The organism is Microbulbifer echini, from assembly GCF_041447225.1.
GTDB lineage: Bacteria > Pseudomonadota > Gammaproteobacteria > Pseudomonadales > Cellvibrionaceae > Microbulbifer > Microbulbifer echini.
Map to the genome: position 1 here is coordinate 105420 of NZ_JBGMEL010000001.1, position 15004 is coordinate 120423.

The 15004-nt window shown below is 57.4% G+C and carries 15 protein-coding genes; 10 read left to right on the top strand and 5 right to left on the bottom strand.

The window, feature by feature from the left end; genetic code table 11:
• Positions 1–33 precede the first annotated feature (33 nt).
• Positions 34–1407, bottom strand: coding sequence for a glutamine synthetase family protein (locus tag ACCI51_RS00395; RefSeq protein WP_371842205.1), 1374 nt, complete (start codon positions 1405–1407; stop codon positions 34–36).
• A 162-nt stretch (positions 1408–1569) separates the two neighbouring features.
• Here ACCI51_RS00395 and ppa point away from each other — a divergent pair, with 162 nt between their 5' ends.
• Positions 1570–2106 (top strand): inorganic diphosphatase, encoded by a 537-nt coding sequence (gene ppa / locus ACCI51_RS00400; protein ID WP_299579187.1) that lies wholly within the window; start codon positions 1570–1572, stop codon positions 2104–2106.
• 123 nt (positions 2107–2229) lie between these two features.
• Here ppa and ACCI51_RS00405 read toward each other — a convergent pair whose 3' ends face one another.
• The 3 genes from ACCI51_RS00405 to ACCI51_RS00415 all read right to left on the bottom strand — a co-directional run bounded on the left by ACCI51_RS00405 (position 2230) and on the right by ACCI51_RS00415 (position 4435).
• Complete coding sequence (locus ACCI51_RS00405) at positions 2230–2724, bottom strand: hypothetical protein (RefSeq protein WP_371842206.1); 495 nt, start codon at positions 2722–2724, stop codon at positions 2230–2232.
• A 50-nt stretch (positions 2725–2774) separates the two neighbouring features.
• Positions 2775–3599, bottom strand: coding sequence for a serine O-acetyltransferase (cysE, locus tag ACCI51_RS00410; protein ID WP_299579193.1), 825 nt, complete (start codon positions 3597–3599; stop codon positions 2775–2777).
• 119 nt (positions 3600–3718) lie between these two features.
• Entirely contained in the window at positions 3719–4435 is a 717-nt protein-coding gene (locus ACCI51_RS00415) for a M15 family metallopeptidase (RefSeq protein ID WP_371842208.1), read from the bottom strand.
• 246 nt (positions 4436–4681) lie between these two features.
• Between ACCI51_RS00415 and ACCI51_RS00420 the strand changes: the two genes are divergently transcribed.
• From ACCI51_RS00420 to ACCI51_RS00435, 4 genes are all read left to right on the top strand, one after another.
• A complete protein-coding gene (locus ACCI51_RS00420; RefSeq protein WP_299579199.1) occupies positions 4682–4966 on the top strand; it encodes a TfoX/Sxy family protein in 285 nt (94 codons plus the stop codon).
• Between the two features lie 145 nt (positions 4967–5111).
• Positions 5112–5996: a protease HtpX gene (gene htpX / locus ACCI51_RS00425; RefSeq protein WP_299579202.1), complete on the top strand. Its 885-nt coding sequence runs from the start codon at positions 5112–5114 to the stop codon at positions 5994–5996.
• Positions 5997–6126: 130 nt separating this feature from the next.
• Positions 6127–7182, top strand: a complete 1056-nt coding sequence (locus ACCI51_RS00430) for a S1C family serine protease (protein WP_299579205.1) — start codon at positions 6127–6129, stop codon at positions 7180–7182.
• Between the two features lie 87 nt (positions 7183–7269).
• A complete protein-coding gene (locus tag ACCI51_RS00435) occupies positions 7270–7614 on the top strand; it encodes a Rieske (2Fe-2S) protein (protein ID WP_371842209.1) in 345 nt (114 codons plus the stop codon).
• Positions 7615–7665: 51 nt separating this feature from the next.
• On the opposite strand, the gene sfsA is transcribed toward ACCI51_RS00435, so the two are convergent.
• Positions 7666–8364 carry a DNA/RNA nuclease SfsA gene (gene sfsA / locus ACCI51_RS00440; RefSeq protein ID WP_299579211.1) on the bottom strand — a complete coding sequence of 233 codons (699 nt, stop codon included), beginning with the start codon at positions 8362–8364 and terminating at the stop codon, positions 7666–7668.
• A 254-nt stretch (positions 8365–8618) separates the two neighbouring features.
• Here sfsA and dksA point away from each other — a divergent pair, with 254 nt between their 5' ends.
• The 5 genes from dksA (at position 8619) to ACCI51_RS00465 (ending at position 14787) form a co-directional block, all read left to right on the top strand.
• Positions 8619–9056, top strand: coding sequence for an RNA polymerase-binding protein DksA (dksA, locus tag ACCI51_RS00445; protein WP_299579214.1), 438 nt, complete (start codon positions 8619–8621; stop codon positions 9054–9056).
• Between the two features lie 78 nt (positions 9057–9134).
• Positions 9135–10007, top strand: a complete 873-nt coding sequence (gene gluQRS / locus ACCI51_RS00450) for a tRNA glutamyl-Q(34) synthetase GluQRS (protein ID WP_299579217.1) — start codon at positions 9135–9137, stop codon at positions 10005–10007.
• A 134-nt stretch (positions 10008–10141) separates the two neighbouring features.
• Positions 10142–10318 carry a hypothetical protein gene (locus tag ACCI51_RS00455; protein WP_299579220.1) on the top strand — a complete coding sequence of 59 codons (177 nt, stop codon included), beginning with the start codon at positions 10142–10144 and terminating at the stop codon, positions 10316–10318.
• The gene (locus ACCI51_RS00460; RefSeq protein WP_371842210.1) at positions 10308–13268 is read left to right on the top strand and encodes an ATP-binding protein; all 2961 of its coding nucleotides are present in this window, start codon (positions 10308–10310) and stop codon (positions 13266–13268) included. The genes ACCI51_RS00455 and ACCI51_RS00460 overlap by 11 nt, the downstream gene beginning before the upstream one ends.
• A 127-nt stretch (positions 13269–13395) precedes the next feature.
• Positions 13396–14787 carry a sigma-54-dependent transcriptional regulator gene (locus ACCI51_RS00465; RefSeq protein WP_299579226.1) on the top strand — a complete coding sequence of 464 codons (1392 nt, stop codon included), beginning with the start codon at positions 13396–13398 and terminating at the stop codon, positions 14785–14787.
• The last annotated feature ends 217 nt before the right edge of the window (positions 14788–15004 follow it).

Sequence of the window (15004 nt, forward strand, 5' to 3'; positions counted from 1 at the left end):
AAAAAACACTGAAGCGCACTGTTAGAATGCCATTTAAATAATTTCGAAATACCTATCCAATTCCCAATCAGTGACATGGCGGCGATACTCGCGCTCCTCCCACTCGCGACTGGCGGCGAAGTGCTCAATAAATTCACTGCCAAACAATTCATATGCAGCTTCAGAGTTTTTCAGGCGCTGCGCTGCATCCCACAACGTGGTCGGCAGTTTTTGCTGTGCCTGCGGGGCCAAAGCATAGGCATTGCCCTCAATCGGATCGCTGGGCTGCCACTGTTGCATCACGCCGTATAGGCCGGAACCCAGTGCGGCGGCCAGGGCCAGATAGGGATTGGCATCGGCTGCGCCGAGGCGGTATTCCACCCGCTGGGATTTATCGCATCCGGGAATAACACGAAGGGCCGTGGTGCGATTTTCCACTCCCCAATTAGCGCCAGTCGGCGCCCAGAACCCAGGTACCAAGCGGCGATAGCTGTTAATCGTGGGCGCGAACAGAGCCAGAAATTCCGGCATCAAACGCTGTTGACCGGCAATAAAGTGACGCATGGTTTCACTTATGCCCTGGGACCGGCTTCCATCGAAAAAAGCAGAATGGCCACGATCAACATCACACAGCGAGAGGTGTATATGCCCACTCTGTCCGGGGTAATCGCTGGACCAGCGGGACATAAAGGTCGCCATTAACCCCATTCGCTGTGCCAACACTTTCATAAATGTTTTAAACAGCGCCGCCTTATCGCCTGCAGCCTCGGCACCATCCACTGTAATCGCTGCCTCCAGAACGCCGGGACCGGTTTCTGTGTGCAGGCTTTCCATGGGGAAGTCCATCTGCTCGCCCATATCGAGGATTTCTCGGTAGAGCTCGGCGTGGACCGAATTGCGCAGCATCGAGTAGCCAAACCAGTCCGGTGTGAAGGGCTTCAGGTTGCGAAAACCCTTTTCCCGTACCGACTCGGGTGTTTCATCAAATAAAAAGAACTCATATTCGAGGGCGGCAAAGGGCTCAAAACCAATTGCCCGACAGCGCTCCACCACCCGGCGCAGGGCTGCACGGGGACACACGGCCTGAGCTCGGTCATCAAACTCGGCCAAAAACAGCAGCATATTGTCTTCGAAGGGAATATCGCGGCAGCTGTCCGGCAGGATGCGTACTGCGGCATCCGGGTAACCTGTGTGCCAGCCGGTGTAGCGGGCGTTGTCATAGAGTTGATCTTTAACATCCCAGCCCAGTATCACGTCGCAGAAGGAAAACCCTTTATCCAGAGAGGAGAAAAATTTTTCACGACTCATATATTTGCCGCGCATGACCCCGTCCAAATCAAACAGGCCCACTTTGACATGACTAAGACCGCGCGCCTCTACGATGGCACGGGCCTCCTGAACGGTTTTTACCTCCCGAGCTTTGATCATGACCGTCCCTGCCCCGTTGTTGTTATCAATGACTTACAGGATAGACCCGCCAGCCAATCATTGACGTCCGATATTTCCTCCAAGGGCGTGGCTTTCAGCCGTGCCGAACTGCATATATAATCCGCGCTCCAAATTTTTCGTTTTATCCAGTCAGGACCAGCAATGAGCTTCGACAAGATCCCCGCAGGTAACGACCTGCCCAGCGACATCAACGTAATCATCGAGATCCCTGCCAACTCCGACCCCATCAAATACGAGGTGGACAAGGACTCAGACGCCGTATTTGTGGATCGTTTCGTTGCCACACCCATGTTTTACCCGGCCAACTACGGCTATGTGCCCCAGACTCTGTCCGAAGACGGCGACCCCCTGGACGTACTGGTAGTGGCCCCCTACCCGGTAATGGTTGGCTCCGTAATCCGCTCGCGTGTGATCGGCGTTCTGAAAATGACCGACGAATCCGGTGTTGACGCCAAGCTGCTGGCGGTACCGCACACCAAGCTGACCAAACTATACGATCACGTTCAGGAAATCGGCGACCTGCCCGAGCTGCTGCTCAAGCAGATCGAGCACTACTTCGAGAACTATAAGGCGCTCGAAGCTGGCAAATGGGTGAAAGTGGAAGGCTGGGCCGACGCTGAAGAAGCGCGCAAAGAGATAATGTCCTCCCGCGAGCGCTACCTGAAAGAAGAAGGCTAATTGCCGCTTCTTCTGGCCCGGTAATACCCCGTATTACCGAGCTGGCAGGCATAAAAAAACCGGCTGTATGCCGGTTTTTTTATGCCTGTAACCCAGGGGGGCAGGACAACCACCACCACACGCCTAATCGAGCGTCCACTGGGGAATATTGAGTGGCACTGGCACAGGCTCGGGCCGCTCACCCTTATCGAGCAAAGGGCCCTCCGCTTCGCGCAAGGTAATATGCGCCACGGACACCTCAACAGGCTGGCTTCGCTCTCGCTCGTGATCCTTGATCAGATTGCCTACCATAGGCGCCAGCGTCCAAGTCGGAACGCGAGGTCCCTGTGATTCGGGCTCAACGGCCGATTTTTGCTCCATGGTGGTTCTGGCCGTTTCGCTACCGCTCTCATCCCTGAGAGTTACCTCGGCACCGATCTTGGCTAAAGTCGCTTGAAACTGTTCGGCCTGGGCCCGGCTGAGCCCCTTGCGCAAGATCAGCGGTCGTCCACTAAACAGCTTTTCAACCCCCTGCGGGCCGCTTTTAAACAGGCGCGCCATATTGGCCTTCACATCGCCGGCGGTATACCCGGCAACCAGATCCCCGCGAAAAATCAAGCTGTAGGTGCGTTGCGTCATCACTCAATCCCTCTCTGTCTTGCTTGGCGAGTTATGCCTGTACGGCTGGTTTATTCTTCGGAATCCAGAGTCTGGTCCATAGTGAAGGCGGGGGCACCTTCTATACGCCCACCAACTTGGCGCGCCGGTACACCGGCCACTGTGGTGTGATCGGGCACATCGTGCAAAACCAGGCTGCCCGCGGCAATCTTTACCTCTTCCCCCACCCGCACCGGCCCCAGTACCTTGGCGCCTGCGCCAATCATCACGCCGCGACCAATTTTGGGGTGGCGGTCCCCGGAACCACGACCACTGCCGCCCAGTGTCACCGAATGCAGGAGGGAGACGTTATCCCCCACCACGGAGGTCTCCCCCACCACCAGGCCTGTGGCGTGGTCAATCATAATGCCGCGGCCAAATTTGGCCGCCGGGTGAATATCCACAGAAAACTGCTCCGATACCCGACTCTGGAAATATAGCGCCAGGGTAGTACGCCCCTGATTCCACAGCCAGTGGGCGATACGATGCGATTGCAGGGCGTGAAACCCCTTGAAGTAAAGAAATGGTGTTAAATACTGATCACAGGCCGGGTCCCGATCGTACCAGGCGCAAATGTCTGCCAGCATACTGCGAGATATTTCCGGATCGCGCTGCAGGGCGGAGGCAATCACCTCCTGCAAAGCCGTGGCGGTCAATGCGCTGTGATCGAGCACCGAGGCCAACTGATCGGCAATGGCGTGCTCCGGCGACTTGTGCCGTAGCACCGTATTGTGGAAATAACTCGCCAAGATCGGTTCGTCACTGGCGGCTGCGGCAGCCTCGACGCGCATGGCACTCCATACGTCACGGGGCTCGATTTGGCTATCGATAATCAGTTCCTCACCTTTCGGTCTCATTTCCCTGCGCTTCCCATTGTATCCAATCTAGGCGCCTGGGCTGGCGCAGCTTCGCAAGAATATCAGGACCTTTCAAGCGCCACCCAGCAGAATCAACGGCCCTGTACAAGGGTTTTCTCTCACAGTGGCATCGTTGCCGGATAGCAGTGATCCGGTATCCATACAAAACGCGTATAGATGTGCTCTAGCTCGAGGCAAACCGTCTCGCACAAAGCCAGTTCGCAAGCGCGTAGCTGCTCTTCCAAGCGCTCAACGGTCAGTAAATGCTGTAGCTCCAGGGCTCGCGGAGCATAACTTAAGTGCCAGCGCTCCGGTGCCACACCACCGCGGTCCTCGGCATAGGGGCGAAACAGGCCATAGCTCTGCTCCGCGGCTATGCGCTGATCCAGCCACTGGTGAAAGGGCCCGAAGACCCCGTTATCGGCCACTTCCTGCGGGGTTAGCTGGACCTGGTAATCAGCGGCGACGGCGGCGGCATCGATAATATCGAAATCGGTACCCCAGTGGTGGCGCGAGGCCCCGGGCAGGGCCGACCAGCGCAGTATGGCCAGTACCCGTTCCAGCGGCGGCAGCTCAGAGATTTGCAGTGCTACCCCGTCGTTATTAAGCACTGGTCGCTGCCCTAGGGCCTTGCCATTCCAAATTGTGCGCTGGCGCTCAAAACTGCGAAAGCCGGAGACCACTTTAGGGTTAAAACCGGCATCGCGTGCATCGCGACTCAGACGCTGGAAAGCGACGAGGGCCTCCGGGTGCAATAGCTGCCCTGAGGGTGGATCGAGAATAACGTGTTCATCGGTAAGCCCAAAGAGCATACGCTGAAGCGGTGTGGATAACATTTGACTCCCATCGGCAGGCGATTTTTAAAAGGCGGGCTAAAGTGAGTAAACCCACAGGCACTACTCTATCAAAGAGCAATGTGTAATAAGCAAACCCACCGGAATTTGCTAGACAATGTAATAGGCGCTGTCTTATGAACCGCGACGGTAATCTTTATTGGCAGCTCATTAATTTATGTTAAGTTCAGTCCCGCGATTGAGGACTGATCGCGGCCACTGGACGGAAAAACTTGCAGGGAAAACTGAATGCACCCGAGTCAATCAGAACTACTCAAACTGAAGAATTTGGGGCTCGCCTCCGTCAATATCCTTCACTCTATAGGCATCCGTTCCTACGAAGATCTCCATCGCATCGGCCCTGTGGAAGCCTTTATCAGTATCCGCAATCGGGGCATCAACGCTTCTCGCGTTATGCTGTACGCCCTGCAAGGGGCGCTGATGGACGTTCACTGGAACGACCTGGACCCCGACCTCAAACAGCGTCTGGCCAGTGAGGCAGACCGTCTGTTGGCCACTCAAAGTTCAGACTAAAGCGAACACATCGACTTCCCGGCTACCTCCCTGTAATGCAATGACCTGGAGAGGGGCCGAGCGCTCAAATTCTATTCAAATTTTGTCACACAAATCGCCGCGCCCTATCTAAACTTGCCTAAGGGCAAAGAGAAGGAGAGAGCCGATGTTGCGCATTGGACTATTCCTGCTGACCAACTTGGCGGTGTTGGTTCTGGTCGGCATCATTTTCAATATTTTCGGTATTGGGGGCATCCTCCAGGCCAATGGTGTGGACCTGAACCTGGGCGCCCTGCTGCTCCTCTGCGGGCTGTTTGGGTTTGGCGGATCTTTCATCTCGCTACTCCTCTCCAAAACCATCGCCCGCATGAGTACCCGCACTCAAATTATCACTGATCCACGCAGCGCCGATGAGCAGTGGTTGGTGGAAACCGTGCGGGAGCTATCGCGCAAAGCCAATATCGGCATGCCGGACGTAGGTATTTTCCCCATGCCCCAGGCCAACGCCTTTGCCACCGGCTGGAATCGCAACAACGCCCTGGTCTCTGTCAGTGCCGGACTACTTCAGCGTTTCAGCCGCGAAGAAGCGCGGGCGGTTATAGGCCACGAGATCGGCCATGTGGCCAATGGAGATATGGTGACCCTGGCCTTGATCCAGGGGGTGGTAAATACCTTTGTGATGTTCTTCGCGCGCCTGGTCGGTTTCTTTGTGGACCGGGTGATACTGCGCAATGAGCAGGGCCTGGGTATCGGTTACTTCGTCACTTCAATAGTGATGGATATTGTCTTTGGCTTTTTTGCCATGTTTATCGTCGCCTGGTTCAGCCGCCGCCGAGAGTATCGCGCAGACCACGCCGGCGCCACTCTGGCCAGTCCCAACGCCATGATCGCGGCCCTGCAGCGGCTTAAAGTCGAGTCCGAACGCGGCCACGAGGAACCTCTACCCGGCAATATGAAAGCCTTCGGTATCTTCGGCAATATGGGGGCGATGCTCGCCACTCACCCGCCGTTGGATGAGCGCATCCTCGCTCTGCAAAATTTCCGCAAGTAATCCACGCTCACCCCCATCTATCCGCAATTTTTTGGGGCGGCACCGTTTGTTGAGGCGCCCCCGTCTTCACTCGCTCACAGTGGCCGAGGTAAACTTTCTCGCAAATGTGATCAAGGGAAGACTAGCATCCATGACACCGCTGAAAACTCTGCCCATTCTCCTGTCAGCACTGCTGTTTATTATCACCGGCTCCCTGTGCGCACAGGTACAGGAGTTCGCCACCGATGACGAGCGCAACACCATGCAGGTGTTTAATTTCGCCAGTCCGTCAGTGGTCTATGTCACCAATGAAACACTGGTGCGCGACCGCAGAACCTTGCGCCTGCACGCGGTGCCCAAAGGCGCCGGCAGTGGCTTTATCTGGGATGAGCTGGGGCATGTGGTTACCAACTTTCACGTCATCGAGGGGGCGCGAAAAGTCACCATCACTCTGCAGGATCGCAGCGAATGGCCCGCCACTTTGATTGGTTCGGCGCCGGAAAAAGATCTGGCCGTGTTGAAAATTGAGGCTCCGAGAAAGCTGCTCAAACCCCTGGTGGCAGGCACCTCCAGCAACTTGGCGGTAGGGCGCAAAGTACTCGCTATCGGCAACCCCTTCGGTCTCGACACCACTTTGACCACAGGCGTTGTCAGCGCACTGGGGCGCGAAATCGAGGCTGCCAACAACCGCACCATCCGCAATGTGATTCAAACCGATGCCGCCATTAATCCCGGCAATTCAGGTGGCCCCCTGCTGGATTCCCTCGGCCGCCTGATCGGGGTAAACACCGCTATCTACAGCCCCAGCGGCACCAGCGTGGGTATCGGCTTCGCTATCCCGGTGGACACCGTAAAGAAAATTGTGCCGCAATTGATTAACCACGGCCGTCTGGTACGACCGATTCTCGGTATTGAATCCGCCCCGGATCAGTGGAGCAGCCGCTACGGTTTCGAAGGGGTCGCAGTCCTGCGAACAGCGCCGGGCTTGCCTGCGGAAAAAGCCGGGTTGCAAGGTATTCACCGCACTCGCCAGGGGGGGTGGCAATTGGGGGATGTGATCGTGGAAGTGGATCGCCAGCCTATCCGCAGCTACGACGACCTGCTCAACGCACTGGAGAAATATCGGGCCGGCGACCAGGTCACCCTGGGAGTCCTGCGCGACGGGACAATCCGCTACACCTCGATTACACTCGCCGCGCCGCAGTAATTGCGAGCAGTATCCGGTGCCCCCCGCTGTTCTCTAGCGGGGTATCGCGCCGCCAATACCAATAATTGCGCCTAGGGCCGACCAGTTATGCAAAAATACTTCCTGTGCCGCTACGAAGAATTAACGGAAGGGCAATCCAAAGGCTTTTCCCTCGGTGACACCGCCGCCGGTAGCGACAATGTATTTGCGGTAATGAAAGGCGGAGAGGTTTTCGCCTATAAAAATACCTGTCCCCACCGCGGTATCAACCTCGACTGGCAGGAAGATCAGTTTCTCGACCCCGATGGTGCGCTGATCCAGTGCGCCTCCCACGGGGCATTGTTTACCATCGAAACCGGCGAATGTATTGCAGGGCCCTGCACCGGCGACGCTCTCACGCCCGTGCCAGTGGAGTACGCCCAGGATGGTCTCTACGCCCTGCTAGCAAAATAAGTTTATCCGCCGGGTGAGAAACTCAGCCCGGCAAGTCCTTTCCCGCCAATCTCAGCAAAAGGTCAGGGCCTTAGTAAGGACGATTTCACTCGCGCTGATCTGCGCCTTGTAAGCGAGTACCTGCACACCGGCAGATACGGCTTTGTCGAGGGCTTCCGCATAAGCGGGATCAATTTCACGCGCGGCTTGCACACTTTCAATTGCACTGTGTTGCACGCAGTAAAAGAGCACTGCGCGCACTCCCCCCTCGGCTAATTTTTGTAACTCACGCAAATGTTTGGCGCCGCGAGCACTCACCGCATCGGGAAAATAACCGCGCGCCCCCTCCGCCAAAGTGACATTCTTGACTTCGACATAACAATCTCCCTCATCGCCAGACAAGAGAAAGTCGATACGGCTATTTTCATCGCCATAGCGCACCTCGCGACGCAGAGCATCATATCCCTGCAGCTCAGTGACCACCCCAGAGCGTATCGCCTCTTCCACCAAGGCATTGGCACGCCCGGTATTCACTCCGGCGAGCGCACCGTCTGGCGTAGTAGTGATCTCCAGTGTGTGACGATACTTGCGTTTGGGGTTGCCAGAATCCGAATACCAGCAGGCACCGCCCTCAACCCAACAGTTCTTCATGGAGCCGGTGTTTGGGCAATGAATAGTAAACACCTCACCGTCTGCCGACTCCACATCGGCGAGAAAACGTTTGTAGCGACGCAACAGCGTCGCCTTGTGTAACTCGGGGGAAAACTTCACTGGCTGGCACTCTTGTACATTCCGGCGCCACAAAATAGCAGACAACTATTTGTGGCGCGAATCGCGCAGATTTGATAGTTTCCTCGCTCTCGGTCGCCGGGGTACAGGCAACCGGGGCAAGGATTAGCCTGCCACCGCAAGTGATTTGATTGGTGAAAAAAACATCACTCAAAAAGATTCCGGTCTAGGCTAGATTGAATTTGGTGGTATCGCCCCCATTATCGGGGGCCCGTAAAGAAAGAGAGGCAACGACTATGCCCAAAACTGCTGCGAGCACCGATTCTCTGCACGGCTTTGAGCCCTATAAGGAGACTAAGGGCGAAGAGTACATGAATGAGAAGCAGCAGGAGCATTTCCGCAACTTGCTGTTGGCCTGGAAGGCCGAACTGATGGCGGAAGTGGACCGCACCGTTTCCCATATGAAAGACGAGGCCGCAAATTTTCCCGACCCCGCTGATCGCGCGAGCCAGGAAGAAGAGTTCAGCCTGGAATTACGCACCCGCGATCGTGAGCGTAAATTAATTAAGAAAATCGATGCCACCCTGGAACTTATCGACCAGGAGGACTACGGGTTCTGCGAGGCTTGTGGTGTTGAAATCGGTATTCGCCGGCTCGAAGCACGTCCCACCGCAACCCTGTGTGTGGACTGTAAAACCCTGGCAGAAATCAAGGAAAAGCAGCTTTCCGGCTGATGTATTCCAATCGCATTACGGCGGTCATCCCCGATCGCCCAGCTCGATAGGGCGACCGACAGGATCGCCCCAATCACCTTGAAGAAAACGAATCCCTACATCGGTCGTTTTGCACCTTCACCGAGCGGCCCTCTGCACTTCGGCTCGCTGGTGTGCGCACTCGGTAGCTATCTCGACGCCCTCGCGCACGGCGGGCACTGGCTCGTGCGTATGGAGGATCTCGACCCTCCACGCGAAGAGCCCGGCGCAGCAGACCGCATCTTAAAATCCCTCGAATCCCACGGACTGCATTGGCATGGCACCGTGGAATGGCAGAGCAGACGCCATGGCTTCTACGAAGAAACGCTAGAGCAATTGCGCCAACAGGCCGTGCTTTACTCCTGCTACTGCTCGCGCAGTCAGATCCGTCAAAACGGCGGGCACGATAACTTGACCTGTCGCACAAAAAACGATGACCAAGGCGCCTGCGCTCTGCGCCTGCAGTGCGCGGGAGGCGAAGAGCGCTTCGAGGATATCTGGCGCGGCACGCAAATCCAGTCTGTTCGCGAAGATACGATCCTCAAGCGCCGCGATGGGCTCTACGCCTATCAGCTGGCCGTGGTGGTCGATGATATCGCTCAGGGGATTACCCATATCGTGCGCGGTGCCGATCTCCTTGACACCACCGCCGCACAAATCCGCCTGTTCCGTTTACTCGGCACCGAGGCTCCACGCTTCGGCCACCTGCCCCTGGTCATGGGCCCCGGAGGCCGACAAAAACTTAGCAAGCAAAATCATGCGGCGGCAATTAATGACAACAATGCCTCTGGCAACCTCTGCACGGCCCTGGATTTTCTCGGCTTCCATGTGCCCGATGCATTAAAGCAGGTCACACCTGAACATATTCTCAAGTGGGCCGCGGCGCATTGGCAGCGCCATCAGGTCGATAAACGCGACCGACAATTGCACTGATCGCGAAGGGCAATTAACATTTTTGCGCCAGCCGCGCCGCATCTACATTACAGCACCCTGCAGAACACCGCAGAGACATCGGCCGGCAAGGTCACCCACTAAATTTTCCTCCACGCGGATTTACCAAGCAACCTATGAGCAACCGCACCCTGCTAATCCTGCTCGTGCTGGTGGGCTATGTGTTCTCCCCCACCATATTTACCTGGATGATCAACCCCGTTGGCGCCTGGTACCGACCATTTATCCTTTGGTTCGTATTGATCCTGCTGGCGATGTTTATCCAGTGGAGGCGCAAATCGAATGAGCTTTGAAATAGCCCATATCGCCCTGATCGGGGTGGCCTATATTGCCACTTTGTTTTTTGTCGCCTTCGCCACCTCCAAAGGTTGGCTGCCTGCACGCTGGGTACGCCACCCATTGGTGTATGTGCTCTCGCTGGGGGTCTCCCTCTCCGCCTGGACCTTTTACGGCATTGTCGACCTCGCCTGGCAGTATGGCTACGGCGTGCTGGCCTATTATCTGGGGACTGGCGCCATGTTCCTTTTTGCGCCAGTGGCGCTGGAGCCCCTGGCGCGCCTGGCCCAGCGCTACCAGCTCTACTCCCCCGCAGATCTCCTGGTGTTCCGCTACCACAGCCGCCAGGTGGGCACTCTCGCGACCCTGTTTATGCTGCTGGCCCTGCTACCTTTGGTAGCCCTGCAAATACAGGCGGTATCGGAAACCCTGGCGCTGTTGTCGCGGGACAGTGTGGCCGCTTTGGGACTGCCGGATAGCGGCGTTTCCAGCAAAAACCTGATTGCCTTTTTCTACTGCGTGTTGTTGGCCGTCTTTACCAGTATGTACGGCGCCACTCGCGAGCGCGGTGAAGGGCTGGCCAGTGCCATGGCCTTGGAGTCGCTCGTGAAGCTGGTCGCCCTCACCGCCGTTGGTGGCTATGCGGTGTACGGGGTCTTCGGCGGTTTTTCCGGCCTCGACCAGTGGCTGACGGAAAACAATGATATGCAGCAACTGCTCTACACCCCCATCGAGCAGGGTTCTTCGCACACGCTGCTGTTAGTATTTATCGCCACCGCCGTAGCCATGCCGCACATTTTCTACCTGAGCATCGCCGAGCGCCCCACCGGGCAGGCACTGCGCACGGCCAGCTGGGGCTTCCCCTTATTTCTGTTGCTGATGGCACTGCCGATTTTCCCCATTATGTGGGCGGGCTTTGCCCTGGATGTAGCCGAGCCGGTTCAGTATTTCTCCCTGGCAGTGCCGCGCGCCAGCGGTTCAGCGCTACTCACCACACTGGCCTTTATTGGCGGTCTCTCTGCCGCCACCGGCGCCCTGATTATGATCACCCTGGCCCTGTCCACTATGGTGATGAACCACTGGCTGCTGCCGGGCACCCGCTGGCACTCCGAAGACAATATGTACCGCCAGCTTGTATGGCTGCGTCGCGCCTTGATTGCCGCCCTGTTTATCGCGGGCTTTGCCTTTTACTTGCTGCTCGACAACCGTCTGTCCCTATCGGATTTGGCCCTGCTGGCCTTTATCGGCTCACTGCAGTTCCTGCCGGGTATCTTCGCGGTGATTCACTGGCCCCGCGGGAATCGGCGCGGGTTGATTGGCGGGCTCTTGGCCGGGATGTTGATCTGGGGTTGCGGCCTGCTGCTACCATCGGTGTTTGAAATTACCGGTATCACCCTACCCGGCACCGCTATTCAGATTCCCCTGGGCATGTCCATCTGGACACAGATCACCACTCTATCCCTCGGCATCAACATCCTCCTGTTCGTGGGGTTATCCCTGTTCACCTCGACCAGCAGCCTGGAACAGTACGCCGCCGATCTGTGCAGCGACGACACTATCGCCCAGGCCTTGCGCCTGGGGCTCGATGTGCAATCCGCGGTGGACTTTCGCCTGCGCCTGGCGGAAAGCCTGGGAGCAGCCACCGCCAATACCGAGGTAAAGCGCGCCCTCAACCAACTCAACCTGCCCGATGATGAGCGCCGTCCCTACGCCCTGCGCCAACTGCGCAACCGCCTTGAGGCCAATCTGTCTGGGCTCCTCGGGCGGGTGCTGGCGGGTCAGATTATCGATCGCCACTTTCCCTTTCAAAACAGTGATCAACCGGCCAACAAGGATATCCACCTGATTGAAACCCGCCTGGGGCGCTACAAACACCAGCTCACCGGGCTCGCCGCAGAGCTGAATAACCTGCGGCTGTACCACCGGCAGATGCTGGAAGAACTGCCCATGGCCGCCTGCTCCCTGGGCCGCGACGGCGAAATACTGCTGTGGAACTACGCCATGCAGGACCTCACCGGCATTTCCGCCGGCGAGGTGATCGGCTCCAAACTGGAATACCTGGCCGAGCCCTGGCGCGGCCTGCTCGCAGAGTTTGCCGAATCCAGCGATGACAGCCGCTTCAAGCAGCAGGTGAGCCTGAATGGCAACAGTCACTGGCTCAATCTGCACAAGACCCAGCAAAAGCTCAGTCGCAGCGAGCGCGGCCGCAAGGAGCGTGGCGATGGACTGATGCTATTGCTTGAAGACATCACCGAAACCCAGGTACTGGAGCAGGAGCTAATTCACAGTGAGCGCCTGGCCTCGGTGGGACGGCTCGCCGCGGGTGTCGCCCACGAAGTGGGCAACCCGGTCACCGGCATCGCCTGCCTGGCGCAAAATCTGCAATTCGACTGTGACAATCCGGAGGTACTGGAGACCGCCGATCAGATTCTCAGCCAAACCCAACGCATCAGTCGCATCGTGCACTCACTGGTGAATTTCTCCCACAGCGGCAGCCAGGAAAGCGAGCGCGCTCCGGTAGACCTCTTCGCCTGTGTACAGGAAGCCGTGCACCTGCTGTCTCTGCAGAGAGACAAAACCGAGGTGCGCTTTGAGAATGTGGTGCCTGAAAGCCTGATCGCCCCCGGTGATAATCAACGACTGATCCAGGTCTTTATCAACCTACTCAGCAACGCCCGCGACGCCAGCCCCGATGGTGGCCTGATTCGAATTGAAGGCCGCGAGGCCAGGGGCTGTGCGTGTGTTTCGGTCACCGACGATGGCCCCGGAATCTCGGCCCAGCACCGCGAGCGCATTCTCGAACCCTTCTTCACTACCAAGGAGCCCGGTGAGGGTACCGGCCTTGGCCTGGCCATGGTTTACAGCATTGTTGAGGAGCACGGGGGCCAGCTGGAATTAGAGAGCCCCGCCAATCCGAAGACCGGGCGCGGCGCCAAATTTACCGTACAGTTGCCCTTGGCGGGTTGAGTCTCAAGCAACCAAATCGATCACAAGTTGTGCAAAAACACCCCGATTCGCCGTTTTTGAGTTGCATAGAAACGGCGGGCGGGTAAAACTAGGCGTTTACTGAGCATTTTGTAACCAGGCGTAACATATGAGCCACATCCTGATCGTCGAAGATGAAGCCATTATTCGAACGGCGCTGCGAAAACTGCTAGAGCGGCACCGCTACAAGGTCAGTGAAGCGGGTTCAGTCAGGGAGGCCCTCAGCAAGCACAGGGTCAACGAAGTCGACCTCATTATTTCAGACCTGCGCCTGCCCGGCGCGCCCGGTACCGATCTGCTCAAACACGCCGGGGAAGTCCCCGTACTGATTATGACCAGCTATGCGAGCCTGCGCTCCGCTGTGGACTCCATGCGTATGGGGGCCGCCGACTATATCGCCAAGCCTTTCGATCACGATGAGATGATTGCCACTGTGCGCCGGGTAATTGGCAAGGCCGAGCAGAGCCGTGCCCAGGCCCCTGTAGACAAAGGTAACCCCGGTACTATCGCCGGGATGATCGGCGACAGCCAAGTCATGCGCGAACTCTACCGGCGCATCCACAAAGTGGCCCCGACAGACGCCACTGTACTGGTACACGGAGAAACCGGAACCGGTAAAGAGCTGGTGGCGAAGGCGATCCATGAAGAAAGCCGCCGTACCGGCAAGCCACTGATCTCGGTTAACTGTGCCGCCATCCCCGAAACCCTGATCGAATCGGAATTGTTCGGCTACGAAAAAGGCGCCTTTACCGGCGCCCAGAGTGCCCGCGAAGGCCTGGTAGCAGCCGCCGATGGCGGCACGCTGTTCCTCGATGAAATCGGCGAGCTGCCCCTGGAAGCCCAGGCGCGACTATTGCGTGTGATACAGGAGGGCGAAGTACGCCCTATCGGCTCTATCGAGTCCCGCAAAGTGGATGTACGTCTGGTAACGGCCACGCACCGCAATTTGCGCCAGCTCGCCGCGGAACGCAAATTCCGCGAGGACCTCTACTACCGTATCAACGTGGTGCAAATGACTTTAGCGCCGCTGCGCGAGCGCGGCCGCGATGTCCTCGCACTGGCGGAGCACCTGCTGGAAAAATTCTGCACCAAAATTGAGCGCCCGCTGCTGCGCCTCTCACCGGAAGCCATTCAGGCAGTCACCACCTACACCTGGCCCGGCAATATACGGGAGCTGGAGAATGCTATTCAGCGCGCAGTCATCCTCACCGACCGCGACAGCCGGGAGATTGACCACAAAACCCTGGATATTGACCTGGACCTTGTTCCCGTAGAAGAGGCGATTGGCGAGCCCCGACCGCGCAGCCGGCACACCGACCCTCGCGAGGACCTCTCGCTGGAAGACTATTTCGCACGCTTCGTTATCGAGCACCAGGACACCATGAGCGAGACAGAACTGGCCAAAAAATTGGGCGTCAGCCGCAAATGCCTTTGGGAACGCCGCCAAAAACTGGGCATCCCGCGTAAAAAGGCCCGCCGCAGCGCCACCGTCGAAGCCTGACGCCTCCGCTCCGCGAGGGCCCGGCCCTCACCTGCCACACCGTGACTCGATAACTGCTCTGTTCACTAGCGGCCCTGGGTAACCGGGGTCAACTCCGTGTTTCTATGGCTCTCCAGAGGGTAACAAGAAGAAGTGTTACCCCAGGCCTACCTCAAGTAACAGTTTCCGCACCTTCCGTAACGGAATGGTCTTCCGAAAAGTTCCATCAATTTTCGTA

Coding starts and splice junctions, on each gene's coding strand:
- htpX (WP_299579202.1), top strand. CDS start 5,112: ATGTTGCGCATTGGACTATTCCTGCTGACCAACTTGGCGGTGTTGGTT.
- ACCI51_RS00430 (WP_299579205.1), top strand. CDS start 6,127: ATGACACCGCTGAAAACTCTGCCCATTCTCCTGTCAGCACTGCTGTTT.
- ACCI51_RS00405 (WP_371842206.1), bottom strand. CDS start 2,724: ATGACGCAACGCACCTACAGCTTGATTTTTCGCGGGGATCTGGTTGCC.
- ACCI51_RS00465 (WP_299579226.1), top strand. CDS start 13,396: ATGAGCCACATCCTGATCGTCGAAGATGAAGCCATTATTCGAACGGCG.
- ACCI51_RS00395 (WP_371842205.1), bottom strand. CDS start 1,407: ATGATCAAAGCTCGGGAGGTAAAAACCGTTCAGGAGGCCCGTGCCATC.
- ACCI51_RS00460 (WP_371842210.1), top strand. CDS start 10,308: ATGAGCTTTGAAATAGCCCATATCGCCCTGATCGGGGTGGCCTATATT.
- ACCI51_RS00420 (WP_299579199.1), top strand. CDS start 4,682: ATGCACCCGAGTCAATCAGAACTACTCAAACTGAAGAATTTGGGGCTC.
- ACCI51_RS00435 (WP_371842209.1), top strand. CDS start 7,270: ATGCAAAAATACTTCCTGTGCCGCTACGAAGAATTAACGGAAGGGCAA.
- ACCI51_RS00455 (WP_299579220.1), top strand. CDS start 10,142: ATGAGCAACCGCACCCTGCTAATCCTGCTCGTGCTGGTGGGCTATGTG.
- dksA (WP_299579214.1), top strand. CDS start 8,619: ATGCCCAAAACTGCTGCGAGCACCGATTCTCTGCACGGCTTTGAGCCC.
- ACCI51_RS00415 (WP_371842208.1), bottom strand. CDS start 4,435: ATGTTATCCACACCGCTTCAGCGTATGCTCTTTGGGCTTACCGATGAA.
- cysE (WP_299579193.1), bottom strand. CDS start 3,599: ATGAGACCGAAAGGTGAGGAACTGATTATCGATAGCCAAATCGAGCCC.
- ppa (WP_299579187.1), top strand. CDS start 1,570: ATGAGCTTCGACAAGATCCCCGCAGGTAACGACCTGCCCAGCGACATC.